The sequence below is a fragment of the Exiguobacterium sp. SH0S2 genome, from assembly GCF_004337185.1.
Taxonomy (GTDB): domain Bacteria; phylum Bacillota; class Bacilli; order Exiguobacteriales; family Exiguobacteriaceae; genus Exiguobacterium; species Exiguobacterium aurantiacum_A.
The window spans coordinates 287,708-309,984 of the sequence record NZ_SJVB01000003.1; the positions used below are offsets into that span (position 1 = coordinate 287,708).

Annotated in this window: 23 protein-coding genes and 1 riboswitch; of the genes, 7 read left to right on the forward strand and 16 right to left on the reverse strand. The window is 52.7% G+C overall.

Going from position 1 to position 22,277, the window contains the following annotated elements; all coding sequences use genetic code 11:
• The first annotated feature begins 32 nt into the window (after positions 1-32).
• Positions 33-1,010: a tRNA modification radical SAM protein MnmL/YtqA gene (gene mnmL, locus EVJ21_RS10110; protein WP_131490424.1), complete on the forward strand. Its 978-nt coding sequence runs from the start codon at positions 33-35 to the stop codon at positions 1,008-1,010.
• Positions 964-1,533 carry a tRNA 5-(aminomethyl)-2-thiouridylate-methyltransferase MnmM gene (gene mnmM, locus EVJ21_RS10115; protein ID WP_070329406.1) on the forward strand — a complete coding sequence of 190 codons (570 nt, stop codon included), beginning with the start codon at positions 964-966 and terminating at the stop codon, positions 1,531-1,533. The genes mnmL and mnmM overlap by 47 nt, the downstream gene beginning before the upstream one ends.
• 31 nt (positions 1,534-1,564) lie before the next feature.
• On the opposite strand, the gene EVJ21_RS10120 is transcribed toward mnmM, so the two are convergent.
• Positions 1,565-2,281, reverse strand: coding sequence for an alpha/beta fold hydrolase (locus EVJ21_RS10120; RefSeq protein ID WP_070329405.1), 717 nt, complete (start codon positions 2,279-2,281; stop codon positions 1,565-1,567).
• Between the two features lie 89 nt (positions 2,282-2,370).
• Positions 2,371-2,841, reverse strand: coding sequence for a GNAT family N-acetyltransferase (locus EVJ21_RS10125; RefSeq protein ID WP_071397869.1), 471 nt, complete (start codon positions 2,839-2,841; stop codon positions 2,371-2,373).
• 164 nt (positions 2,842-3,005) lie between these two features.
• On the opposite strand from EVJ21_RS10125, the gene EVJ21_RS10130 reads away from it, so the two are divergent.
• Complete coding sequence (locus tag EVJ21_RS10130; RefSeq protein ID WP_070329403.1) at positions 3,006-3,503, forward strand: YtxH domain-containing protein; 498 nt, start codon at positions 3,006-3,008, stop codon at positions 3,501-3,503.
• Between the two features lie 40 nt (positions 3,504-3,543).
• Here the strand turns inward: EVJ21_RS10130 and metK are convergent, their stop codons facing one another.
• Complete coding sequence (metK, locus tag EVJ21_RS10135) at positions 3,544-4,752, reverse strand: methionine adenosyltransferase (RefSeq protein WP_070329402.1); 1,209 nt, start codon at positions 4,750-4,752, stop codon at positions 3,544-3,546.
• Between the two features lie 131 nt (positions 4,753-4,883).
• Positions 4,884-5,003: riboswitch (SAM riboswitch) on the reverse strand.
• Positions 5,004-5,321: 318 nt separating this feature from the next.
• Between metK and pckA the strand changes: the two genes are divergently transcribed.
• The gene (gene pckA, locus EVJ21_RS10140; protein WP_131490425.1) at positions 5,322-6,893 is read left to right on the forward strand and encodes a phosphoenolpyruvate carboxykinase (ATP); all 1,572 of its coding nucleotides are present in this window, start codon (positions 5,322-5,324) and stop codon (positions 6,891-6,893) included.
• A gap of 33 nt (positions 6,894-6,926) precedes the next feature.
• Here the strand turns inward: pckA and EVJ21_RS10145 are convergent, their stop codons facing one another.
• The 12 genes from EVJ21_RS10145 to EVJ21_RS10195 all read right to left on the reverse strand — a co-directional run bounded on the left by EVJ21_RS10145 (position 6,927) and on the right by EVJ21_RS10195 (position 15,912).
• Entirely contained in the window at positions 6,927-7,685 is a 759-nt protein-coding gene (locus tag EVJ21_RS10145; protein ID WP_131490426.1) for an alpha/beta hydrolase family protein, read from the reverse strand.
• Positions 7,666-8,139, reverse strand: a complete 474-nt coding sequence (gene ytkD / locus EVJ21_RS10150) for an RNA deprotection pyrophosphohydrolase (protein ID WP_131463880.1) — start codon at positions 8,137-8,139, stop codon at positions 7,666-7,668. The genes EVJ21_RS10145 and ytkD overlap by 20 nt, the downstream gene beginning before the upstream one ends.
• A 98-nt stretch (positions 8,140-8,237) precedes the next feature.
• The gene (locus EVJ21_RS10155) at positions 8,238-9,590 is read right to left on the reverse strand and encodes a glucose-6-phosphate isomerase (protein ID WP_131463882.1); all 1,353 of its coding nucleotides are present in this window, start codon (positions 9,588-9,590) and stop codon (positions 8,238-8,240) included.
• A gap of 106 nt (positions 9,591-9,696) precedes the next feature.
• Positions 9,697-10,860 (reverse strand): iron-containing alcohol dehydrogenase, encoded by a 1,164-nt coding sequence (locus EVJ21_RS10160; protein WP_071397876.1) that lies wholly within the window; start codon positions 10,858-10,860, stop codon positions 9,697-9,699.
• A gap of 68 nt (positions 10,861-10,928) precedes the next feature.
• Positions 10,929-11,927, reverse strand: coding sequence for a Gfo/Idh/MocA family protein (locus EVJ21_RS10165; protein WP_131463885.1), 999 nt, complete (start codon positions 11,925-11,927; stop codon positions 10,929-10,931).
• Positions 11,928-12,023: 96 nt separating this feature from the next.
• The gene (yugI, locus tag EVJ21_RS10170; RefSeq protein WP_016509788.1) at positions 12,024-12,416 is read right to left on the reverse strand and encodes a S1 domain-containing post-transcriptional regulator GSP13; all 393 of its coding nucleotides are present in this window, start codon (positions 12,414-12,416) and stop codon (positions 12,024-12,026) included.
• A 219-nt stretch (positions 12,417-12,635) separates the two neighbouring features.
• The gene (locus tag EVJ21_RS15550; protein WP_255570027.1) at positions 12,636-12,758 is read right to left on the reverse strand and encodes a hypothetical protein; all 123 of its coding nucleotides are present in this window, start codon (positions 12,756-12,758) and stop codon (positions 12,636-12,638) included.
• 179 nt (positions 12,759-12,937) lie between these two features.
• A complete protein-coding gene (locus tag EVJ21_RS10175) occupies positions 12,938-14,125 on the reverse strand; it encodes an aminotransferase (protein ID WP_070328780.1) in 1,188 nt (395 codons plus the stop codon).
• On the reverse strand, positions 14,122-14,616 hold the full coding sequence (locus EVJ21_RS10180) for an Lrp/AsnC family transcriptional regulator (RefSeq protein ID WP_131441455.1): 495 nt from the start codon (positions 14,614-14,616) through the stop codon (positions 14,122-14,124). The genes EVJ21_RS10175 and EVJ21_RS10180 overlap by 4 nt, the downstream gene beginning before the upstream one ends.
• A 1-nt stretch (position 14,617) precedes the next feature.
• The gene (locus EVJ21_RS10185) at positions 14,618-15,421 is read right to left on the reverse strand and encodes a glycosyltransferase family 2 protein (RefSeq protein WP_131463887.1); all 804 of its coding nucleotides are present in this window, start codon (positions 15,419-15,421) and stop codon (positions 14,618-14,620) included.
• The gene (locus EVJ21_RS10190; RefSeq protein WP_070328777.1) at positions 15,418-15,666 is read right to left on the reverse strand and encodes a NifU N-terminal domain-containing protein; all 249 of its coding nucleotides are present in this window, start codon (positions 15,664-15,666) and stop codon (positions 15,418-15,420) included. Before EVJ21_RS10190 ends, EVJ21_RS10185 begins: the two co-directional genes overlap by 4 nt.
• 12 nt (positions 15,667-15,678) lie before the next feature.
• Positions 15,679-15,912, reverse strand: a complete 234-nt coding sequence (locus EVJ21_RS10195) for a DUF1871 family protein (protein ID WP_131490427.1) — start codon at positions 15,910-15,912, stop codon at positions 15,679-15,681.
• Positions 15,913-16,421: 509 nt separating this feature from the next.
• Here EVJ21_RS10195 and EVJ21_RS10200 point away from each other — a divergent pair.
• The 3 genes from EVJ21_RS10200 to EVJ21_RS10210 are packed head-to-tail and all read left to right on the forward strand — an operon-like array spanning position 16,422 to position 20,223.
• The gene (locus tag EVJ21_RS10200) at positions 16,422-18,689 is read left to right on the forward strand and encodes a ribonucleoside-diphosphate reductase subunit alpha (protein ID WP_255570028.1); all 2,268 of its coding nucleotides are present in this window, start codon (positions 16,422-16,424) and stop codon (positions 18,687-18,689) included.
• Positions 18,690-18,719: 30 nt separating this feature from the next.
• The gene (locus EVJ21_RS10205) at positions 18,720-19,226 is read left to right on the forward strand and encodes a flavodoxin domain-containing protein (RefSeq protein WP_131490429.1); all 507 of its coding nucleotides are present in this window, start codon (positions 18,720-18,722) and stop codon (positions 19,224-19,226) included.
• Positions 19,183-20,223 (forward strand): ribonucleotide-diphosphate reductase subunit beta, encoded by a 1,041-nt coding sequence (locus EVJ21_RS10210; protein WP_070328775.1) that lies wholly within the window; start codon positions 19,183-19,185, stop codon positions 20,221-20,223. The genes EVJ21_RS10205 and EVJ21_RS10210 overlap by 44 nt, the downstream gene beginning before the upstream one ends.
• A 108-nt stretch (positions 20,224-20,331) precedes the next feature.
• Here the strand turns inward: EVJ21_RS10210 and EVJ21_RS10215 are convergent, their stop codons facing one another.
• Complete coding sequence (locus tag EVJ21_RS10215) at positions 20,332-22,245, reverse strand: N-acetylmuramoyl-L-alanine amidase (protein ID WP_131490430.1); 1,914 nt, start codon at positions 22,243-22,245, stop codon at positions 20,332-20,334.
• Between the last annotated feature and the right edge of the window lie 32 nt (positions 22,246-22,277).

The following is a 22,277-nucleotide window of genomic DNA, read 5'->3' on the forward strand; positions in this document are numbered from 1 at the left end:
TGATAGCATGAGCAAGGAAGGAGAGGATAGCATTGAATAATCCGTTTGGCCAAGCTAGATTCCACAAATTAAATGAAGCGTATCGTCGCGAATTCGGCGAGAAAGTGTTCAAAGTCCCGCTCGATGGCGGCTTCACGTGTCCGAACCGCGACGGCCTCGTCTCAAAAGGCGGCTGCACGTTCTGTTCGGATGACGGCAGCGGCGATTTTGCCGGCAACGCCTGTGATCCGATCCCGGTCCAGTTCGCCGAGGGCACGGCCCGTCTGCATCGGAAATGGAAGCAGGCGTCGTATATCGCCTACTTCCAAGCGTTCAGCAACACGTACGCACCTGTAGAGCGCTTGCGCGAGCTGTTCGAACCGGCACTCGCAGAAGAAGGCGTCGTCGGCCTGTCGATCGCGACACGTCCCGACTGTCTGCCAGACGACGTCGTCGACTATCTCGCTGAGTTGAACGAGCGGACGTCACTCACGGTCGAACTCGGCCTGCAGACGATCCATGATTCAACCGCGAAAAAGATCAACCGGGGTCACGACTATAAGACGTTCCTCGATGGTCTCGCGAAACTGCGGAGCCGGAACATTTCCGTCTGCGTCCATATCATCAACGGGCTTCCCGGTGAAACGCCAGACATGATGCTCGACACGGCCCGAGAAGTTGCTAAAATGGATATACAAGGAATCAAGATCCATTTGCTCCACGTCTTAAAACAGACGCCGCTCGCCAGACAATACGAGTTGGGGCTGCTCGAACTCATGGACGAGACGACATACGTCTCGCTCGTCTGCGATCAGCTCGAGTACTTACCGCCTGAAATCGTGATTCATCGATTAACGGGCGACGGTCCACCCGACTTATTGATCGGACCGACGTGGAGCCGGCACAAAATGGCCGTCTTGAACGCTATCAACGCCGAGTTGGAACGTCGTGATTCCTTCCAAGGAAAAAAGAAGGATGAGATCTATGGGATTAATGAGAGTTTTACCGTTCGCGAAGCATCTATTAAGTGAACACGTTACAGACGGTGCCGTCGCCATCGATATGACGGCCGGCAACGGACACGATACATTGTTTTTAGCAGAACGAGTCGGAAGCGGCCACGTCTACGCGTTTGACGTCCAAGAGGCGGCAGTCAAGGCGACGACAGACCGCATCACCGCCGCCGATCTGCTTGATCGTGTCTCGGTCGTCCACGACAGCCACGACACGGTCAAGGCGGTCGTCGCGGATGAAACCCGCCCGATCACGGCGGCCGTCTTCAATCTCGGCTACTTGCCCGGGAGCGACAAGTCGATCACAACGACCGGCAACACGACGATCGACGCCCTCGAGCAATTGCTCGACGTGATGGCCGTCGGCGGTGTCATCGTCGTCGTCATCTACCACGGCCATGAGAGCGGGAAAGTCGAGCGGGACGAGGTGCTCACGTACGTCGAGTCACTCGACCAAAAACGAGCCGGCGTCCTCCGTTACGGTTTCGTCAACCAAATCAATCATCCGCCATTCATCGTGGCGATCGAAAAACGGGCATGAAAACAGGCGACTCACGCGAGTCGCCTGTTATTTATTCCCGAATCAATTCATAAAACGTTAACAGCGTCTCCGCGAACTTCGTGTTCAACCGTTCATAGCCAAAGTGCGGGAACCCTTCGAGTCGACGGATGTAGACTTGGTCGCCGCCGATTTTGCGGCAGACGTTCAACGTCAGCTTCACGTCGGCGAAACGATCGTCCGGCGCGTAGAAGCAAGCGAGCGGTAAGCGAGGTAAATGTTTCTTCTCCTCTTGATGCTCGACGATCTCTTCTTCGATTTCGCGGTACTGCGCGTATGTGATCTCGCCGAAACGAGATGACTCTTCCCCACCACCGGTGAACGTCATCATACTGAGCGGCAAATCGGGGCGGAACCGGTCGACCGCACTGGCGACGACTTGTTTGAGCCCGCCGATTTGGCGGGACGAATGCCAATCAAAGAGCGGGGAGATGTATGTCAAACTCCCGAGCGGCACGTCGTACTCTTGCAGGAGGCGGTTCGTCAAGAGCGCCCCGAGACTGAAGGCGATGACGTGAATCGGTAGTTTGGACTGACTCGCTTCCCGTAGCGTGTTCTTGATCAGCTGTTTATGGTCTTCTGCCGTTAGTCCGACCGTCTGTCCGGTCACGACGAGCACCTCATAGTCGACACTGAGTCGCTGCAAAAATGCTTCGCTGAGTCGGGACGTGAACTGCAACGGGTAAACGATCACGATGACCCCTTTTCGTGATTCTTCTTCATATGTCATGCTGTCACCTCATTATTAGTATGTCTCATCAATTCTAACAAAAAACATCAGCCGCTGACTGATGTTTGAAAGAAAATCCGTCTGGAGTCTTAGCGTGGGTCGTAACGCAAATGGATGAGCTCCATCGGTTGATCGTACACTTCTTCTTGAATTCGGTTCAGTTCGGTGAACGCTTGATGGCTTAAGAACGCGATCGCCTGCTCGTTCGAACTCTCGACGTACAGCTCGATCGGTTGCGCTTTCCGCTCTTGGAGATGTGTCAGCAGTTCTGCCCCAAGTCCTTGGCGATGGTGAGCCGGATGAAGATAGAGACGAAGCACTTCCCACGTATCACCGCGGTCGATCGCATGGTAAAACCCGATAACGTCTCCTTCGGCCTCACCGACGATGAACAACTGTTCTTTCGCTTCTTCACTCGAACCGATGGCCCGGACGATCTCTTCTTGTTGATAGGCGCGCTCCATCACCTTAGACCGAACGTCATCTGTCACACTGATGGTCGCAAGTGCGATATCTCGAATCGTGGCGGCATCTTCTGGTACGGCTTCCCGCATCTTCATAACAGCTTCCCCCTTTTGGCCAATCTAGTACTATCATTCCCCATCACGTAAAAAATATCCTGCCCTTCTATTACTTTTTCGTGTCGAAATCAAGCAGAACGTTATTTTCTATTTTAACTAGGGTATATGAGTACCAATGCCAACTTACAAAGGAGTGTTTAGACATGGAACCAACATTACAAAACGATCCGCACGCAGCTAACGCTAACAACCCGAATCGCCAATTCGACCAAACCAACTCGGGTGGTCCTAGAATCAACGTCGTGACCGGGATGCTTCTCGGTGCGCTCGTCGGCGGTCTGATCGCCCTACTTAGCTCGTCGAACCGCGAGACGACGAAACAGTCGCTCACGAATGCGAAGTCGTCTGTCGGCGGTCTCGTCGACACGATCAAAGAAGATCCGGCCGGTAAAGCGTCTCAAGTCATCGAGCAAGTGAAATCGGCGTCAGGTATGATTCAAGAAGTGTCGACCGATGTGCAAAACGTCTATGAAAAAGTTGTCGGTGAAGTCGACACGGTCAAAGAAGACGTGAACAAAGTCGTCGAGACGGCCCAGGAAACAAAATCAGATTTGCAAGATATTGGTGAGAAAGTCGTCGAGGCGAAAGATACGGCACTCGGCAACGAGAACGCAACAAACGAAAATAAACCACAAGCATAATAAAAAACGACCTTTCGCGAGAAAGGTCGTTTTTTATTGCTTATGCGAAGCGTTTTGCGCCTTCTTCAAGCACTGCCGCTTTGTCCGTCTGCTCCCATGGGAGTTCAACGTCTGTGCGACCAAAGTGTCCGTAAGCTGCTGTCTGTCTGTAGATCGGGCGACGAAGGTCGAGCATCTTGATGATGCCGGCCGGACGAAGGTCGAAGTTCTCACGAATGAGTTCAACGAGCTCAGTCTCGCTCAATTTACCAGTGCCGAACGTGTCCACCGCGATTGAAACCGGGTGTGCGACACCGATCGCGTATGCAAGTTGAACTTCCGCTTTGTCAGCAAGTCCAGCTGCCACGAGGTTTTTCGCCACGTAGCGGGCCGCGTATGCTGCCGAACGGTCAACTTTGGTAGGATCTTTACCTGAGAACGCACCACCGCCGTGGCGAGCGTATCCACCGTATGTGTCGACGATGATTTTACGTCCTGTAAGACCTGCATCACCTTGTGGTCCACCGATGACGAAACGGCCAGTCGGGTTGATGAAGTATTTTGTCTCGGCGTCGATGAGTTCAGCCGGGATGACTGCTTCGATCACGTGTTCTTTAAGGTCCGCTTGGATCTGCTCGAGCGTGATGTCTTCTGCGTGTTGCGTCGAGATGACGATCGTATCGATACGGACCGGGTTGTTGTCTTGGTCGTATTCGACAGTTACTTGCGTCTTACCGTCTGGACGAAGGTAAGTGAGCGTTCCGTTTTTGCGGACTTCTGCCAAGCGACGTGACAATTTGTGAGCGAGTGAGATCGGGAGCGGCATGAGTTCAGGTGTCTCGTTCGTTGCATAACCGAACATGAGGCCTTGGTCACCGGCACCGATCGCATCGATTTCTTCGTCAGTCATTTGACCTTCACGAGCTTCGAGCGCTTGGTCGACACCGAGTGCGATGTCTGCCGACTGCTCGTCGATTGCTGTGAGTACAGCACAAGTCTCAGCGTCAAAACCATATTTGGCGCGCGTGTAGCCGATCTCACGAACAGTTTCACGTACAACTTTCGGGATATCCACGTAAGTCGATGTCGTGATTTCACCAGCTACGAGCACGAGACCTGTCGTGACAGACGTCTCAGCCGCAACGCGGGCGTTTGGATCTTCAGCCAAAATTGCATCCAAAATCGCATCTGAGATTTGGTCACAAATTTTATCCGGATGTCCTTCAGTGACGGACTCCGAAGTGAAAAGTCGACGGTTCAAGTTTGACATTTCGAAAAACCTCCTATTAATAAGGGTGATGTGTGGACGGTACTCGTTCCCCTTACGCGTTGCTTTGGGACGGTAATGAAAAAAACCTTTCGCCACGTTCAATGGGAAAGGTTGAATCGTTCTTCCTTACCCTCTTATCGTTCGAAGCTGTCGCTTCGCTTCAGGATAGCACCTTTTCCGAAAAAGACTACAGGATCGGACGGTTGCTGGGCTTCGTAGGGCCTTGTTCCCTCCACCGCTCAGAATAAGAGTATCCGTTACGAACACCATCATATAAATGCCATACCGTTCTGTCAAGCGTATCCGCTTAATTTGTAAATTTCTTCGTAATCACGGAAATCATTTATGTTTGTGAAATATCAAACATTTTTTTGACGGTTTCCGTTTTTTCACTCCCCGCTTATACAGAATATGTTAGAATGTCTTTGTAAGAAAGCGCTTACTTTAAAGGGTAAAGAAATGCTTGTTTTTGATTAGTGTGTCACATATAATAAAAAGTGTCATACTAATTAATCGCGGAAGTATGCGGATTTCATCCACATCTATTTAGGGGAAAGGTGGGATTCAGGATGGCGACTACGCTCCTGAAAATCGAAGAATTAATTAAGGGTGCCGATGTATTACGGAACTTAACGGTTCCAGAACTGGTGGAAGAAGCCATTCGTAACGGTGAAGGCGTACTGACGAAAGACGGGGCTTTATCGGTCAGTACAGGGAAATTCACAGGGCGGTCACCGAAAGACAAATTCGTCGTCCAAGATGAAGTCAGCAACTCGTTAGTGGACTGGGGTCCGGTCAATCAGCCGATCGCAGAAGACAAGTTCACCGCTCTTCTCGACAAAGTCCTCACTCATCTCGAGACGAAACAGAAGCTGTATTATCTCGAAGCTTCGGCTGGAGCAGATGAGCACTACACGCTACCGGTACGCGCCATCACCGAGTATGCGTGGCACAGCTTGTTCGCGAAGCAGTTGTTCTTGCGAGAGTGGCCGACGAGAGCTGCGTTTGACCCATTCACGGTCATTTATGCACCGAGCTACAAGGCCGACCCAACAGTTGACGGGACGAACTCAGAAACGTTTATCCTCGTCTCGTTCGCCAAACGTACCATTCTGATCGGGGGAACAGAATACGGCGGCGAAATTAAAAAATCGATTTTCTCGGTCATGAACTTCCTATTACCTGAACAGCACGTCTTGTCGATGCATTGCTCGGCCAACGTCTCGGACGCCGGGGAGACGGCGCTCTTCTTCGGACTATCGGGCACGGGCAAGACGACGCTCTCGGCCGATACGGAACGTCATCTCATCGGTGACGATGAGCACGGTTGGTCACCAGACGGCATCTTCAACATCGAAGGCGGTTGCTACGCCAAGACGATCAACTTGTCGCGTGAGAACGAGCCGCAAATTTATGACGCCATCCGTTTCGGCTCGTTGATTGAAAACGTCGTCTTGAACGAAGACCGCTCAGCCGACTACAAAAACATCTCGCTTACCGAGAACACGCGAGCAGCTTACCCGATTCAATTTATCGATAACGCGATGCTCCCTTCACGGGCCGGTCACCCGAACACGATCGTCTTCTTGACGGCCGATGCTTACGGGGTGCTCCCGCCGATCAGCAAGTTGACGAAAGAGCAGGCGATGTATCACTTCCTATCCGGCTACACGTCAAAACTAGCCGGCACGGAGCGCGGCGTGACTGAGCCACAAGCAACGTTCTCGACTTGCTTCGGCTCACCGTTCTTGCCGCTCGCCCCGGAACGGTACGCCGACATGCTCGGTAAGTTGATCGAGCAGCATAACGTCGACGTCTACCTCGTCAACACGGGTTGGACCGGCGGGGCTTACGGTGAAGGGTCACGTATGAAGCTCAGCTACACACGGGCCATGGTGAACGCCGCGATCAACGGTCAATTGCGTGACGTCGACACTGTGAAGCACGACATCTTCAACGTCGACATCCCGGTCCATATCGATGGCGTCCCACAAGACGTGCTCAACCCACGTGACACTTGGAAAGATACGGCTCATTACGATGTCGAAGCGCGAGCGCTCGCCTTGAAGTTCCAACAAAACTTTAAACGATTCACGAAAGCGAGTGAGAAAGTCATCGCGGCCGGCCCAATCGTCTTTTAACTCAAAATGACTAGTACCCCGCTCGGGTACTAGTCATTTTTTTCTTGCAATCGCCAACATCCAATCCATCGCTCGGTCCGTCGTCTTCCATTTTTCCCAGAACGGGAGCTGATGGGCGAACGGCAAGATCCAAAGCTCTGCTTGCGAACCGATCTTGTCGGCGAGGGCGGTCGCATGACGAAGCCGGACTTGCTCGTCGTCCGTCCCATGAATGAGTAGCGTCGGCGCCTGCCAGTCTTTGAAGAGCGGAGACCGTTCGACATACGCCTCATGGACCGCCTCCGGGTCTCCCCCGGTCATCCGGCGCAACATCTTCCGCATCGAACGCTGTTCTTCATACGTCCACTCCAAATTCGTCACACCCGCCCACGACGTGACCGACGTGACGGGACGTTTTGATGCGAGCGACAACGCCATCATGCCGCCCCGGGAAAAGCCGAGGGCGTGGATCGTCTGGTGCGTCCGGCTAACGCGGTCATACAGAGACACGACGTCCTCTAAGTCGGCGCCTCCGAAATCCTCTTTCCCGGTCCCCCCGTGGTTTCCGCGATAGACCGGCGCCACGACATGGAACCCTTTCGCCGCGAATTGCATCAGCCGAGGCAACCGGACGTCACCGATCCTTCCGGTGCCGCCTCGTAAATAAAACAGCACCTGGCCGTTCGGGCGTTTTGGCGTGATCGTATAGGCGACGACTTCTTCCCCGTCACTCGTCTCGTACCAACCTCGATGAACGGGGTATCCCGCATAAGGAGGCAGGACGTCGACTCGATCAAACCAACTTTTTGTCATGGAGTACTTTCATCGTCTCGGGCAACACTTTATCTTTCATCATGAAACTGTAGCGGCCGTTACGGAGCAGGTTCGTCGGTAACGTGTCCAACAAGACGGCCCCATCGGTCTCATCGACGGCCGGATGATCCTCGAACCGCTCGATCTCCGCAAAATAAATATTTTTGATGACGGTGTCGCCACGCCCGAGCACCCGGTACTGCCCTAAATAATGGAGCGTCTTGACGATGCCTCCCGTCTCCTCGTACACTTCCCGAATCGCCGCGTCATCCTCGTGTTCTCCGGGTTCGACTTTCCCTCCCGGAAATTCGAGTCCGCGCTGCTTATGCTTCGTGAGCACCCATTTGTCCGCATAGCGGGCGACGACCCAGACGTGAAGCGGCGTATCCGAAAATGGATAGTGCTCGAAGCTCAACTCGACTTTATTGTGATAGTAGTCCGTGAATGTCAACATAGTCCATCCCTTTCTTTCCCGTGTCTACTCTCACTTTACCTTGTCTCACCCTAGTTTCAAACAAAAAAATAGGCCCGCCGAGGCGGACCTACAACAAATCATTGGTTTAAGCGCTTTTCAAGCTCAGCTTTTTGTTCTTCGTAACCTGGTTTTCCAAGCAACGCGAACATGTTCGCTTTATATGCTTCAACACCTGGCTGGTTGAACGGGTTGACTCCGAGAATGTAGCCGCTCATCGCGCACGCCTTCTCGAAGAAGTAGAACAAGTAGCCGAGATGATATGGCGTCATCTCTGGCAATTCGACGACGAGGTTCGGCACGTTTCCGTCCGTGTGGGCGAGGAGCGTTCCTTCCGTCGCCTTGTCGTTGACGAATTGGATCGTCTCACCGGCAAGGAAGTTCAAGCCGTCGAGGTCTTGTGCGTCTTCAGGGACGTTCAACGCGTGACGGACGTTCGTGACACGGATGACCGTCTCGAACAAGTCGCGGCGACCTTCTTGGATGTATTGTCCCATCGAGTGGAGGTCAGTCGAGAAGTCAACTGCCGCCGGGAAGATCCCTTTGTTGTCTTTGCCTTCTGACTCGCCGTAAAGCTGTTTCCACCACTCTGATACATAGTGAAGTGCCGGCTCGTAGTTGACGAGAAGTTCGATCGATTTACCTTTCGCATACATGGCGTTACGGACGACCGCGTACTGATACGCCTCGTTCTCTGAAAGTTCAGGTGAACTGTAGGCATTTTCCGCGTCACGCGCACCTTCCATGAGGGCATCGATATCGATGCCTGCCGCCGCGATTGGAAGCAAACCGACTGGTGTGAGGACAGAGAACCGTCCACCGACATCGTCCGGAATGACGAACGTCTCGTAACCTTCTGCATCAGCGAGCGTCTTCAAAGCGCCACGGGCACGGTCTGTCGTCGCATAAATGCGCTCGCGGGCGCCGTCTTGGCCGTACTTCTCTTCCATGAACTGCTTGAGGACACGGAAAGCAATTGCCGGCTCTGTCGTCGTTCCCGATTTCGAGATGACGTTGACTGAGACTTCTTTGCCTTCAAGTACTTGAAGCAACTCCGTCATGTACGTTGACGAGATGTTGTGGCCCGCGAAGAAGACTTGCGGGGCGTTACGCTCCTCTTTTGACAACACGTTGAAGAATGAATGTTGCAGCATCTCGATGGCTGCACGAGCGCCGAGATACGACCCACCGATTCCGACGACGACGAGGACGTCCGAGTTGTCACGGATTCGTTCAGCGGCCGCCTTGATGCGTGCGAACTCATCCGTATCAAAATTCGTTGGAAGGTCGACCCAGCCTAGAAAATCGCTGCCGGCACCGCTCCGGTCGTGGATGACCGAATGGAGTGCTTTCACCGTTTCTTGCATTTGATCGACTTCGTGTTCCCCGACGAAAGACAGGGCGTTAGAATAATCGAAACGTACTGTTGACATGGCATTTCCTCCTTTAAATCGCTCATCTAAGAGCCATACATGACCCATCATAAACGGAAACGACGGATTCGTTCAATCATTATTGCAAAATAGGCATCAAATCGCCTTATTTGCTCAATTCAAGAATCGCAGCCACGTCTTCGCGTTCGAGTGTACGGAAACGTCCGAACGCTCCACGCTTCATCGCTGAATCAAGGATCGCCTCGAACGTCGATTCGTCGATCTCATAGTCGCGGAGTGAACTTGGCGCACCAAGTTGGTCGAAGAAAGCACGAACCGCTGTGATCGTACGTTTTGCTGTCTCGAGGTCTGTCGCACCCGGTTCAACGTCGAACACTTCTGTCCCGAGTCGTGCGAACCGTGCCGCGTTGTCTTCTTCAAGGACGTGCTCCATCCAGCGTGGGAAGAGGATGGCGAGACCGCCGGCGTGCGGGATGTCATGGACAGCCGAAACGGCGTGCTCGATGTTGTGCGACGCCCAGTCGCCAGAAGCGCCCATCTGCAAGACCCCGTTCAAGGCGATCGTGCCTGCGAACAAGATGATGGCACGCAAGTCGACGTTCTCTAAGTCGTCGACGAGCTTCGGTGCCGACTCGACGACCGCTTTCAAGACGCCTTCAGTCATCCGCTCTTGGACCGGAGCGTGGTTCGGGTGGAAGTACTGCTCGAAACAATGGCTCATCATGTCGACGATGCCATAGATCGTTTGGTCTTTCGGCACCGACACGGTATAGCGCGGGTCGAGGATCGAGAACGTCGGATAGACGAGCGGGTGGCCCCAACCATATTTCTCTTGCGTCTCCCAGTTCGTGATGACCGAACCGGAGTTCATCTCAGAACCTGTCGCCGCGAGTGTGAGCACCGTCCCGAACGGTACCGCTTCAGTCGGGATATGGTCACGAAGGACGATGTCCCATGCGTCGCCGTCATACGGGATCGCTGCCGAGATCAATTTCGTGCAATCGATGACTGAACCGCCGCCGACCGCGAGCAAGGCGTCGATGCCTTCTTCGCGTGCTTTCGTGACCGCACGTCTCACCGTTTCAATCCGCGGGTTCGGTTCGACACCTGAGAAGTCGACGAACTCGATGTCCGCTTTATTTAATTCAGCAACGACTTCCTCATACGTCCCGTTCTTCTTGATGCTCCCGCCTCCATAGACGAGCATCACTTTCTTCGCGTCAAGCGCTTTGAGCTCGCCTGTGAGCTTCTCGATCTGATGCGTCCCGAAGATTAATTTCGTTGGGTTTTTGTATTCAAAGTTGTGCATAAGTCATCCTCCTTCAAAAATATGTAACACCTACACTATATACCCTGTTTTTCTGGATTGAAAAGTGATTAGCCCTGACTGTATATGCGGTCGATGATTTGATGAAGCAGGACCGCCTGTTCGGCCTGCTCGTATGACGGCTCATGCCGACACGCCTCAAGGAAGGAGCGAATCTGTGTCGCGTACGGGTCTTGTAACGTCAAATGAGCCGGCGTCTTGTCAAACAGAGCGCCATGTTCTTCCGTATGGATCGTGAGCGGGAACAACGACGCCCCGCCGGCTGTCCCTCTCAGTTCCACGTTCATCGTATCCTTCGGCCCGATGTTCGCCATGAAGCTCGCGTCTAAAAAGAGTGAGGCCCCGTTCTCGAACGTGACCATCGCCCGGGCCGTGTCTTCAACCGAGAAGTTGTCGGCGTCCCAGTCGCCCATCAGACCGACACCAGGACGCGTCCCAAGATACTGTCCGACGTGACCGACCACGTCGACCGGTTTCGGATAATCCATCAAATAGAGGGCGAGGTCGAGCATATGGACGCCGATATCAAGCAGCGCCCCGCCTCCTTGAAGTTCTTTGTCCGTGAACACGCCCCAACCCGGGATGCCACGGCGCCTTAGGGCGAGCGCGGTCGCCGCATAGATGTGACCGAGTTCATTTGAGTCAATCAAACGTTTCAGCAGTTGCGTGTCCGTCCGATGCCGGAAATGGAAGCCGTAATGGAGCGTCCGGCCGGCCCGCTTGGCCGCTTGTAGCATCTCGTCCGCCTCACGCTCCGAGATGGCCGGCGGTTTCTCGCAAAGGACGTGACAACCGGCATCGAGCGCCTGGATGACATGGTCTTTATGCAGGGCGTTCGGTGTGCAGACGCTGACCGCATCAAGCTGCTCGTTTGCGAGCATGTCCGCTACCGTGTCATAAACCCGTTCGATCCCGAACTGACGGGCAACCGCCTCCCCGCGCTCCCGTGTCCGGTTCATGACCGCGACGACATCTGCCCCGGCCGCGATGTAATGCGGGATGTGTGCGTTTGTGGCGATACCGCCCGTCCCGATGATTCCAATTTTCATGTAAATCTACTCCTTTCTCTATCTCTTTCGGGAACATCTGTTCAATTTCCTGTACAAAAAAAGGCGACCTATTTGGAATAGGCCGCCTTTCATCACTTACTTTTTGAAGTTCGTGTTTTTGATCCAGTCTTCGAGCTTGTCCTTAAGGACTGTGAAGCCTGGCGCTTCTTCTTGCTTGAAGTTTGAAGCTTCGTTGCGGCGTGGTGCGCCACGACGAGCTGGCTTAGCCGACTTCTCGCGTTTTGGTGCTTCTTGTGTCGCTTTCATTGAAAGCTTGATTTTCTTAGATGCTTCATCAACATCAAGAATTTTCACTTCAACTTCTTGGCCGACTTGAACGTACTCGTTCACGTCTTTCACGTAGTCGTGTGAGATTTCAGAGATGTGGACAAGACCTTGTGTCTCGTCGTCGAGTGCGACGAACGCACCGAAAGGTTGAATTCCTGTTACTTTACCTTTTAAAACTTGATCTTTTTCGTATTTTGCCATTACAAACACTCCTATGCTAAATTCATCAACTTACTATAACATACTTTTTTCGATAAAGTGTAGAAAATAGTAAAAAAGATTATTTAGGATTATTTTGACGTTTCAAAGTCGCACCTCAGGGTAAATACAAATCAAGCAAGACTTCAAGTATTCCCCCCTGATTCCGCTAGGCTAACGCCTAGCCCTTTTTTTGTTTTAAGATGTCGCAAACGTCCGCTGCTAGCTGATTTCATAGACATCCCCACTAGCCATCTCGTCCAAACTCATCGCGAATCGACCGACCGATATCCCCAAGTTCATCGCGGTCGGTTCGTACGAATGTTCAAGGTTCGGGTGCTTCACTCATTTACCTTCTAATCCGCCCTCAATCTCGACCCCATAATCTATATTCACACGCCACTTTCGTATATCTTCCCATTTTATGTTACATCGTTCAACCCATTTTAGAATAATCGGTCGATATTCGGTCGTGGGCGAGGCGCGATCACCATTCACCTTATCGCTAAAACGTCAACAGACCCTCATCGCTGAGAGTCTGTCGTTGACGTTGCCAGTTCAAACTGTTTCATGAACCGATCGATACGGCGGATCGCTTCTTGAAGCTGCTCGATCGACGTCGCATAACTCGCACGGACAAAGCCTTCCCCGCTCGCTCCGAACGCATTGCCCGGAACGACCGCCACTCGCTCTTCAAGCAGCAACCGTTCGGCGAACTCCTCGCTCGAAAGCCCAGTATGACGGATGGACGGGAATGCATAGAACGCACCACCCGGGACGTGGGTCGGGAGACCTGCGTCATTTAACGCCTGGATAAAATAGTTACGACGCTGGCGATAACTCTTCACCATCTTCGGGACGTGTTGGTCACGGCTACGCAGCGCCTCGAGCCCTCCGAATTGGACGAGCGTCGGCGCACACATCATGCCGTACTGATGCACTTTAAGCATCTCACGCGTCACGACTTCCGGCGCGCATGTGAACCCGAGCCGCCATCCGGTCATCGCAAACGCTTTTGAGAAACCGTTGACGACGATCGTCCGCTCGCGCATGTCGTGGAGCGTCGCGAAGCTCGTGAACGGGGCATCGTAAGACAGCTCCGCGTAGATCTCATCGCTCACAACCCACAAATCATGTTTCGTAGCGAGTTCCGCGATTTCGGCGAGCTCGTCGCCCGTCATCGTCGCACCGGTCGGGTTCGACGGGAAGCAGAGCAAAATCGCTTTCGTCCGTTCCGTGATTGCTGCTGCGACGTCTTCCCGATTCAAGCGGAACCCGGATTCCGGACGACAAGCGACCGGGACGACGGTTCCACCGGCTAATTCAATGAGCGGCCCGTAGGAGACGAAAGCTGGCTCGACGACGAGAACCTCGTCACCTGGGTTCAATAAAGCACGGAAGGCGATATCGAGCGCCTGAGACGCCCCTGTCGTGACGATCAGTTCGGTCGCCGGGTCATACGTGACGTCAAAACGGTCGGTCATGTAACGAGCAATCGCTTCACGCAGCTCGAGCAGACCCGCGTTGGCACTATAAGCCGTATAGCCTTGCTCGAGTGCCGCGTAGCTCGCTTCGCGGACGTTCCATGGCGTGATGAAGTCCGGCTCTCCCACCCCAAGAGAGACGACATTTTCCATCGTCTGTGCCAAATCGAAGAAACGGCGAATGCCAGACGGCTTCATCGAGACGACTTGATTCGATAGCGACTTCATGGCGTGATGTTCAACCGTTTGTCTTCGACTTGTGGGGTGAACAAAATACCGTCATGCTTGTACGTCTTCAACTTGAAGTGGGTCGTCGTCGACACGACCGAGTCAAGCGGTGACAGTTTGTCCGAGACGAACGACGCCACGTCTTGGAGCGAATTCGCCCGGATGACGACTTGCAGGTCGTACGCGCCCGACATCAAATAGAGAGCCGTCACTTCCGGGAAGCGGTAAATCCGTTCCGCGACCTCGTCAAACCCGCGACCTCGCTTCGGTGTGACTTTGACGTCGATGAACGCCGTGACATCGTGACGGTTAATCTTCTGCCAGTTGATCATCGCCCGGAAACCGAGCAAGATGCCGTCCGCTTTGAACTTCTCGAGCATCGTTTCGACGGTCGCCTCATCGGTCGCGAGCAAGTCCGCGAGCAACTTCGTCTCGAGGTATCCTTTTTCTTCAAGCAATTCCAAAAGTTCTAACTCTTTTGTTGTGTACATATTAGTTGTCTCCTTCCGTTCTACCGGGAAACGTCCCTGCGAACGACCTTTCTGTCTGTCTCACGTAGTCCCGCCGTTCGGACTGGACGATATGAAAATTCTTCATCTCCATATTCACCAAGCCGTGTTTTTGACAAAACCGCTCAAAGTAGCGTCGACGCGCCTCATCTTGTTTCGCCGATAAGTTGTCGGTTCCGTTAAAAGCGTAGAGCACCGTCGCCCGGGCTGGATGAACGACCGTCCCGTGCTCGATCACACGTAAGATAAAGTCCCAGTCCCAATAGTTATAAACCGTCTCATCGAACATGCCAATGACGTCGTGAAGCCGCTTGCGGTAAAGCGTGCCGGACGGAATGAACGTCGAGTCTTGCCGAATCCGGTCCAAGTCGAGCTCGTAGGCGAACGCCTCCCACTCCGTGACGACCCGCCGCCCGTCTTGCCATGTGAACCGAAACAGTTCCGCATCGGTGAAGACGAGGTCTGCCGTCGTCAAATCATCGAGCGCTCGTTCGATATGGGTCGGCATGAGTAAATCATCGTCATCTAATAAGAGAATATACTCGCCTCTTGCCTCCATCACGCCTCGGTTTCGCGCTTTGACGTGATGATTTTCTTCAAGCTCGATCAACCGAACCGACAATCGATTCAAAAAAGGCGCCAAAAGATGTTGCTTTGGCGGCCCATCATTATTTACTACAAGCACTTCGAACTGTTGAAACGTCTGTACCGTCAAACTTTCGAGCAGTTCCGTCAGTTCCGCCTCGCGCGCGTAGGCCGGAATGACGATCGAAACGAGCGGGTTCATCCGCGGTAAGCAGTTTCGACGTGCGGTAAGATTGCTTCCCAGCTGACGCCGTTCTCTTTTGATACTGTGACAAAATCGCCGTAAGCGAAGACGCTCTCGACACCTTCGATCGTGACGAGTTTCGCGAGAAGCGGTTGCTCTGTTGATTCGCCGGCTTTCACGCTTTGGCTCTTAGCTCCGAAGACGTTTTCAGGAAGTGTGATTTTCATTGCATTTGGATTAGGTGTTGGATCGATTCGTAACATGTTGGTTCCCCCTTATAATTGACAAGCTTCTAAAGATGTAAGTAATTGTCTGGCCATGGCGCGCGTATCGTCCTCAGACGGGCACTCTCCAAACGAATCCGTCAGAATACGACGAATCGTTTCATTCAACTCCGCTTCCGAGTCGATCTGCACGAGCGCCACTGTGATGTCATCGAACTCTGGCCCGTAAGACCCAAGCCCGTAACCGAGCGGGTCCCATGCTAATAATAAATCTTCTGAACGCATTTTTAAAACCCTTCTTTTTAGCCTTGATATTATATCGTACTTCCTCAATCTACCGCACTTTTGACGATGGCGCTAGCCTTACCTCGGATTTCCCGCTTTTTCAAATCGAGCCAACACTATATCTAGTATTGGTTCCTGGTCATAACCTTTTTAATAATTTATGGAATCAGTGACATTCTTCTTGATTTCTGTATTGACAAATCGGATTGAACGCTTACAAAAAAAGCGGACAGCTTTGACCTCGGGAATCAGTAAATCTTTTTTTCGTCTCATATCACGTCTCAAAACGGTTGAGAGAGCCGTTTTAGAGTAAAAGTAATTCGCATCGTCACAGTTTTATAAATTTCAATGATTGCAAAACTAAATATGGGTGATTTATGATTAAAAAGAGAATAAAACGTCAATATATAGTTAACGGATATTTATCACGTTCTATCCCCATTGACGTTGTATCGGACTAGTTCCGCTATACCTTTATAATTTCTACACCTGAAGAAGGAGTGATCGTTTTGACATCCCCTATCCACCACGAGACGATGTTGCCGGCAACACCAACCCTTGCCGACGTAGCAACATTGATCCAATCCTTAACACAACGCTACCCGCAGCTCAGCGTCGCACGCTACGAGGAACGTTTGATTCGAGCACTCGATTCAAAATCACTGACACAAGATGTAGTATATGACTTGATGACGATGCACGCCCTCGATATGTTGAAGGCTGAAGAGCCGGACTGGACGTTCGTCGCGACCGAGATGTACTTAAACCGTCTCTACCTTGAAGCAGCACGCAACCGCGGGTATGACGCTTCGATGCGTTACGGCTCACTCTATTCGATGATCGAGACGCTGACGAACAAAGGCATCTTCACGTCGGCGTTAATTGACACATACTCTAAAGAAGATATCGCTTATTTAGAGACGTTGATCGACCCGTCACGCGATCGCCTCTTCACTTACATCGGCCTACGAACGTTATCGGACCGTTACCTCGGACGCGATCACGTTAAAAACTTATATGAGCTCCCACAAGAGCGGTTTATGGTCATCGCCATGACGCTCATGCAAAACGAGGCCGCGTCTAAACGGGTCCAACTTGCCGAAGAAGCCTACTGGGCGCTATCGAACTTATACATGACCGTCGCGACGCCGACGCTCTCGAATGCCGGTAAATCGTACGGGCAGCTTAGCTCTTGCTTCATCGATACGGTCGATGATTCACTCCGCGGTATTTACGACTCGAACACGGACGTGGCCACACTTTCAAAAGGCGGCGGCGGCATCGGGGTCTACCTCGGCAAAATCCGTTCACGCGGAAGTGACATTAAAGGATTCAAAGGTGTCTCGAGCGGTGCGTTGCCTTGGATGAAGCAGTTGAACAACACGGCCGTCTCGGTCGATCAACTCGGCATGCGTCAAGGCTCGATCGCCGTCTACTTGGACATCTGGCACAAGGATATCTTTGAATTCCTCGATGCCAAGTTGAACAACGGCGATGAGCGCCTCCGCACTCATGACTTGTTCACCGGCGTCTGTTTACCGGACTTGTTCATGCGTACCGTCGAAGCGCGGGGCGATTGGCATTTGTTCGACCCGCATGAGATCCGCACGGTCATGGGCTTCAGCCTTGAAGACTTCTACGACGAGACGGACAACGGCGGTTCGTTCACCGAGAAATATACGGCTTGTGTCAATAATCCAGAGCTCACACGTGTAACCGTGCCGGCCATCGACCTCGTCAAACGTTACATGCGCTCACAGCTCGAGACGGGCACGCCGTACATGTTCTTCCGGGATGCGGTCAACCGCGCCAACCCGAACAAACATGCGGGTATGATTTACAGCTCGAACCTCTGTTCAGAAATCGCCCAGAACATGTCGGCGACGACAATCGATGAAGAGTACACAGCAGACGGGAAAATCGTTATCACGAAGACTCCGGGCGACTTTGTCGTCTGTAACTTGAGCTCGATCGCGCTCGCACGTGCCGTCAAATCCGACGTACTCGAGCGCCTCATCCCGATTCAAATGCGAATGCTCGATAACGTCATCGACCTCAACACGATCGAAGTGCCGCAAGCGATGATCACGAACCAGAAATATCGTTCTGTCGGTCTCGGCACGTTCGGGTGGCACCATTTGCTCGCCCTCGAAGGCATACGCTGGGAATCGGTCGACGCCGTCCATTACGCTGAGAAACTTTACGAAAAAATCGCCTATCTCACGATTCACGCTTCGATGGAACTTGCGAAAGAAAAAGGCGCGTTCGGCGTGTTCGAAGGTTCGGAATGGCACACGGGCGAATACTTCAGTCGCCGCAACTACCGGTCGCACGACGAGCTCGACTGGGACGGACTCGCGGCTGAGGTTCACCAAAACGGTGTCCGCAACGCCTACATGATGGCCGTCGCACCGAACTCGTCGACAGCGATCATCGCCGGCAGCACCGCTTCGATCGACCCGATTTATAAGAAAGTATATTCGGAAGAAAAGAAAAATTATAAGATCCCAGTGACCGTCCCTGACCTCAACTCGGAGACGAACTGGTTCTACAAATCAGCGTTTGAAGTCGACCAACTTTGGAGCATCCGTCAAAACGCGGCCCGCCAACGCCACATCGACCAAGCGATCAGTTTCAACTTATACGTCAAGAACGACGTGAAGGCGACTGAAATGCTGGCGATGCACCTCGAGGCATGGTCGCTCGGTATGAAATCGATCTATTACACGCGTTCAACGACCGTCGAAGTCGATGAATGCGAATCGTGTTCGTCGTAACATCTGTTTAACGAAAGGTGGGACCTAACCATGAACGTCGCAATCGTCTATAGTTCAATGAGCGGGAATACAGAAGAGGTCGCCGAGTTGATTCAGGCGACCCACGTCAATCGGGGCGACCGTGCCGTCTTGTACGAAGCGGACCGCATCGGCCATCGCGAGGCCCAAGCGCTCGCCACGTACGACCTCGTCTATTTCGGGTCGTACACGTGGGCCGATGGCGTCTTGCCAGACGAGATGAAAGATACGTTCCGGCTTCTCTTGAAAGAGCAGTCGGTACCGATTCGTCAAGCCGCCGTCTTCGGGACGGGTGACAAGATGTTCGTTCATTTCTGCCGCGCTGTCGACGAGATGGCATACCACCTTTCGAAGTTTGGAATCCCCCTTGCCGGTGAACTGTTGAAAATCGAGCAGTCGCCGCGCAACCAACCGTACAACGTCCGTGCTTGGACCGAACGGTTGGCACGAAACGCCGAAGAAGGAGTACACGTCTATGACTATTCAAAAGATCAAACTACTGTCGCCCAAACATCCTAACCGGGCGACAGCCATTATCGGTGGCGAGACGAGTTCGATCGTCAACTGGAACGATATCGCCTATCCACAATTTTATACAATTTATAAACAGTTGCTGTCTAACTTTTGGATCCCAGATGAGATCTCGATGTCAAAAGACATGCAACAATGGCCGCAACTGACCGAGCGTGAACAAGACGCGTTCAAGCGCATCATCGGCTTGTTGTCGATTCTCGACTCGGTGCAGACGCGCTACATTCTAGAGTCGGCGATGTTCTCTTCCGACTCGTCGGTCCACTCGGTGCTCGCCATCATCGCCCAGCAAGAAGTCGTCCATAATCAATCGTACAGCTACGTGCTGTCGAGTCTCGTTCCGCTCAGCGAGCAGAACCGCATCTTCGATATCGCCAAAGATGACGAGATGGTCATGAAACGTAATCAGTTCATCTTAGACTTGTATGAAGACTTCCGGGCCGTGCCGAACGCGGAGAACTTCGCGAAGTCTCTCGTCGCCTCGGTCATCCTTGAAGGCATCAACTTCTATTCCGGATTCGCCTACTTCTATAACCTCGCCCGTCATCAGAAGATGGTCGGGACGTCGACGATGATCAGCTATATCCAACGGGACGAGATGCAACATTCGCATTTCGTCAGCCAGCTGCTTCGCGCCGTCTTGACCGAGAACCCGGAAATCGACGCCGACGGAAGCTTCAGCCAGTTCGTCTACGACACGATGGGACAAGCGGTCGACCTCGAGATCGAGTGGTGCGAATACGTACTCCGTGACCTCGATGGCCTCGACGTCAGCGAGATGCGTGATTACATCAAATACCTTGCCAACAAACGCCTGCGAGTCATCGGGTTGAACGATTTGTATGAAGGCTTCAACGAGGACGTCATGCCGTGGATCCGTGCCTATTCGGACGACTCGCTCAACGCGACGAAATCCGATTTCTTCGAACAAAAATCACGCTCATACGCGAAAGTGACTGACGCCAACGGTTTCGACGACTTATAAGCCAAGCCCTCGCCCATTCGGACGAGGGCTTGTTTACTACATAAAAGGAAGGCCCCGGCTCGTGTTGAGCTGGGGCCTTCTGTATACTCCTGCGCGAGCAGGTTGGAATTAATGGTACGCTCTCACGTATTGGGCAATACCTTCAGCAACACCGATTGCCATGCGCTGGCGCGATGCTTCACTGCGAAGGTGGACAATATCTTGCGGAGACGAGATGAACCCGAGTTCGACGAGTGCTGACGGCATCGTGTTATACGTGATGACGTAGTAGTTCGCCGTCTTGACACCGCGGTTTCTCATCCCTGACATTTCACCCATCAAATTCGATTGGATGTTCGTTGCGAGCACCCGACTCTTGGCACTATGGGCCGACGAGGTCGAGTAGAACGTTTCGACTCCGTTCGCCGCGGATGTCGTCGCCGCGTTCGTATGCAGGCTGACGAAGAGATCGCCACGTAAGTTTCTGGCCGCTTGGACACGTTGATTGAGCGTCAAGTAAACGTCTGTCGAACGTGTCAACCGGACTTCGTAACCATACTTCGAACGAAGATACGCTTCCGTACGTTTCGTCACGTCGAGTACGACCGTTTTCTCATAAAGCGAACTTCTCACTGCACCCGGATCGGTTCCACCGTGTCCGGCATCGAGAACGATGACCGCACCACTTGATACGCTAGGCTTTGAAGCCGATGCATACGCCGTTGAGATGTAACCATCACGGTTGTTGTATTTAATCTTGTAGAAGCCGTTCGATGAACCGTAGTGGTCGACTTGCGTGCCGTGTGCAAGTTTCCCGAGTATCGTCGAGCTGGCCGAAGCCGTCGCTCTGACGTTCAAGACATCACCCGGCGTGTTAATATACACTTTCCCTTGTGGCGATGCAGCAGGTGCTGATGGCGCCTTACCAGCAGTCAACCATGAAGTCGGTGTGAAGTAGGTCTTCGTCCCGACGAAAACGTTTGACCAGCTTGAGTTGTATGTGCTGTACGTGACAGCCGTGTACTGCGGCAAGACGAGCAATACCGATGAACTCTGGTGCGTTTTACCGAACAAGTTGATGTTGCGGTTGGCGTATCCTTGAACTTTCGTCTCGACTGGCTTTGTCGTTGTCGGCGGTTGAACCGGGGCAACGCCTGGTGTGATCCATGCCGTCGGTGTATAGTACGTGTCGCTGCCGATATAGACAGTCGACCAGCTCGAGTTGTACTTACTCGATGCGACTACCGTGTTCAACGGGAGTACTTTAACGACTTTCGATGCCTGGTTGCGCGTATCGAACAATTTCAAGTCCCGGTTCGCGTAGCCAGTCTCTGTCGTCGTCGCCGGCTTCAGTGTTCCGGCTGTAATTCCTCGAGTCGGTGTGTAGTAGGTCTTCGTGCCTTCATAAATAACCGACCAGCTCGAGTTGTGGATGCTGAACGTGACAGCGCGCTTGGCCGGGATCGTTTTCGCGACCGGTGATGTTTGTAGCGTGCGATTGAACAGCTGAATGTCGCGATTCGTGTAGCCCGATTGCTTTTTAGGCGCTGAAACGACTAACTTTGGCGCAAGGTAAGCTTTCGCCGCATAGTACGTCTTTCCACTCAAGAACACTTTGGCCCATGATGAGTTATGGACGGCATAGTTCACTTCAGTGCCTTTTTTAAGCGTCGTAACGATTTTCGCATCACGGTGTGACGTCACTCGAATGTTCAAGTTTTCTGTCGTGACGCCTGTCGATGATGCTGCTTGCGTCGTGATCGTCGTCGGTGACGAGGCGATCCGTTTAATGTACGGGGCCGAAGCATAGTAAGTGCGACTATTTAGATACACTTTATGCCATGATTGGTTATAAGTCCCATACTTTACTTTTGTGCCTTTCGGTAACGTCGTGATGACCGCTCCCGTCGTGCTTGGTGTCGATCGAACGTTTAAATTGACAGTCGTTTCGCCATCTAATGTCGATGCCTCAACCGCAGGGATTTGAGCACCGAACAACAACAGCGATAAGATGAGAGCAACTTTCAATAGCTTCATTTTCATCCAAAATATTCCTTTCTTCTCGCGCTAATTTA

Bases quoted from the DNA above. Each gene is read 5' to 3' on its own strand.
- EVJ21_RS10215 (WP_131490430.1), bottom strand. From the start codon at position 22,245: ATGAAAATGAAGCTATTGAAAGTTGCTCTCATCTTATCGCTGTTGTTG.
- EVJ21_RS10185 (WP_131463887.1), bottom strand. From the start codon at position 15,421: ATGAACCCGCTCGTTTCGATCGTCATTCCGGCCTACGCGCGCGAGGCG.
- metK (WP_070329402.1), bottom strand. From the start codon at position 4,752: ATGTCAAACTTGAACCGTCGACTTTTCACTTCGGAGTCCGTCACTGAA.
- EVJ21_RS10155 (WP_131463882.1), bottom strand. From the start codon at position 9,590: ATGTCAACAGTACGTTTCGATTATTCTAACGCCCTGTCTTTCGTCGGG.
- EVJ21_RS10160 (WP_071397876.1), bottom strand. From the start codon at position 10,860: ATGCACAACTTTGAATACAAAAACCCAACGAAATTAATCTTCGGGACG.
- EVJ21_RS10145 (WP_131490426.1), bottom strand. From the start codon at position 7,685: ATGACAAAAAGTTGGTTTGATCGAGTCGACGTCCTGCCTCCTTATGCG.
- EVJ21_RS10175 (WP_070328780.1), bottom strand. From the start codon at position 14,125: ATGAAGTCGCTATCGAATCAAGTCGTCTCGATGAAGCCGTCTGGCATT.
- EVJ21_RS10195 (WP_131490427.1), bottom strand. From the start codon at position 15,912: ATGCGTTCAGAAGATTTATTATTAGCATGGGACCCGCTCGGTTACGGG.
- pckA (WP_131490425.1), top strand. From the start codon at position 5,322: ATGGCGACTACGCTCCTGAAAATCGAAGAATTAATTAAGGGTGCCGAT.
- EVJ21_RS10180 (WP_131441455.1), bottom strand. From the start codon at position 14,616: ATGTACACAACAAAAGAGTTAGAACTTTTGGAATTGCTTGAAGAAAAA.
- EVJ21_RS10205 (WP_131490429.1), top strand. From the start codon at position 18,720: ATGAACGTCGCAATCGTCTATAGTTCAATGAGCGGGAATACAGAAGAG.
- EVJ21_RS10165 (WP_131463885.1), bottom strand. From the start codon at position 11,927: ATGAAAATTGGAATCATCGGGACGGGCGGTATCGCCACAAACGCACAC.
- ytkD (WP_131463880.1), bottom strand. From the start codon at position 8,139: ATGTTGACATTCACGGACTACTATCACAATAAAGTCGAGTTGAGCTTC.
- EVJ21_RS10120 (WP_070329405.1), bottom strand. From the start codon at position 2,281: ATGACATATGAAGAAGAATCACGAAAAGGGGTCATCGTGATCGTTTAC.
- EVJ21_RS10130 (WP_070329403.1), top strand. From the start codon at position 3,006: ATGGAACCAACATTACAAAACGATCCGCACGCAGCTAACGCTAACAAC.
- yugI (WP_016509788.1), bottom strand. From the start codon at position 12,416: ATGGCAAAATACGAAAAAGATCAAGTTTTAAAAGGTAAAGTAACAGGA.
- EVJ21_RS10190 (WP_070328777.1), bottom strand. From the start codon at position 15,666: ATGTTACGAATCGATCCAACACCTAATCCAAATGCAATGAAAATCACA.
- EVJ21_RS10210 (WP_070328775.1), top strand. From the start codon at position 19,183: ATGACTATTCAAAAGATCAAACTACTGTCGCCCAAACATCCTAACCGG.
- EVJ21_RS10125 (WP_071397869.1), bottom strand. From the start codon at position 2,841: ATGAAGATGCGGGAAGCCGTACCAGAAGATGCCGCCACGATTCGAGAT.
- mnmM (WP_070329406.1), top strand. From the start codon at position 964: ATGGGATTAATGAGAGTTTTACCGTTCGCGAAGCATCTATTAAGTGAA.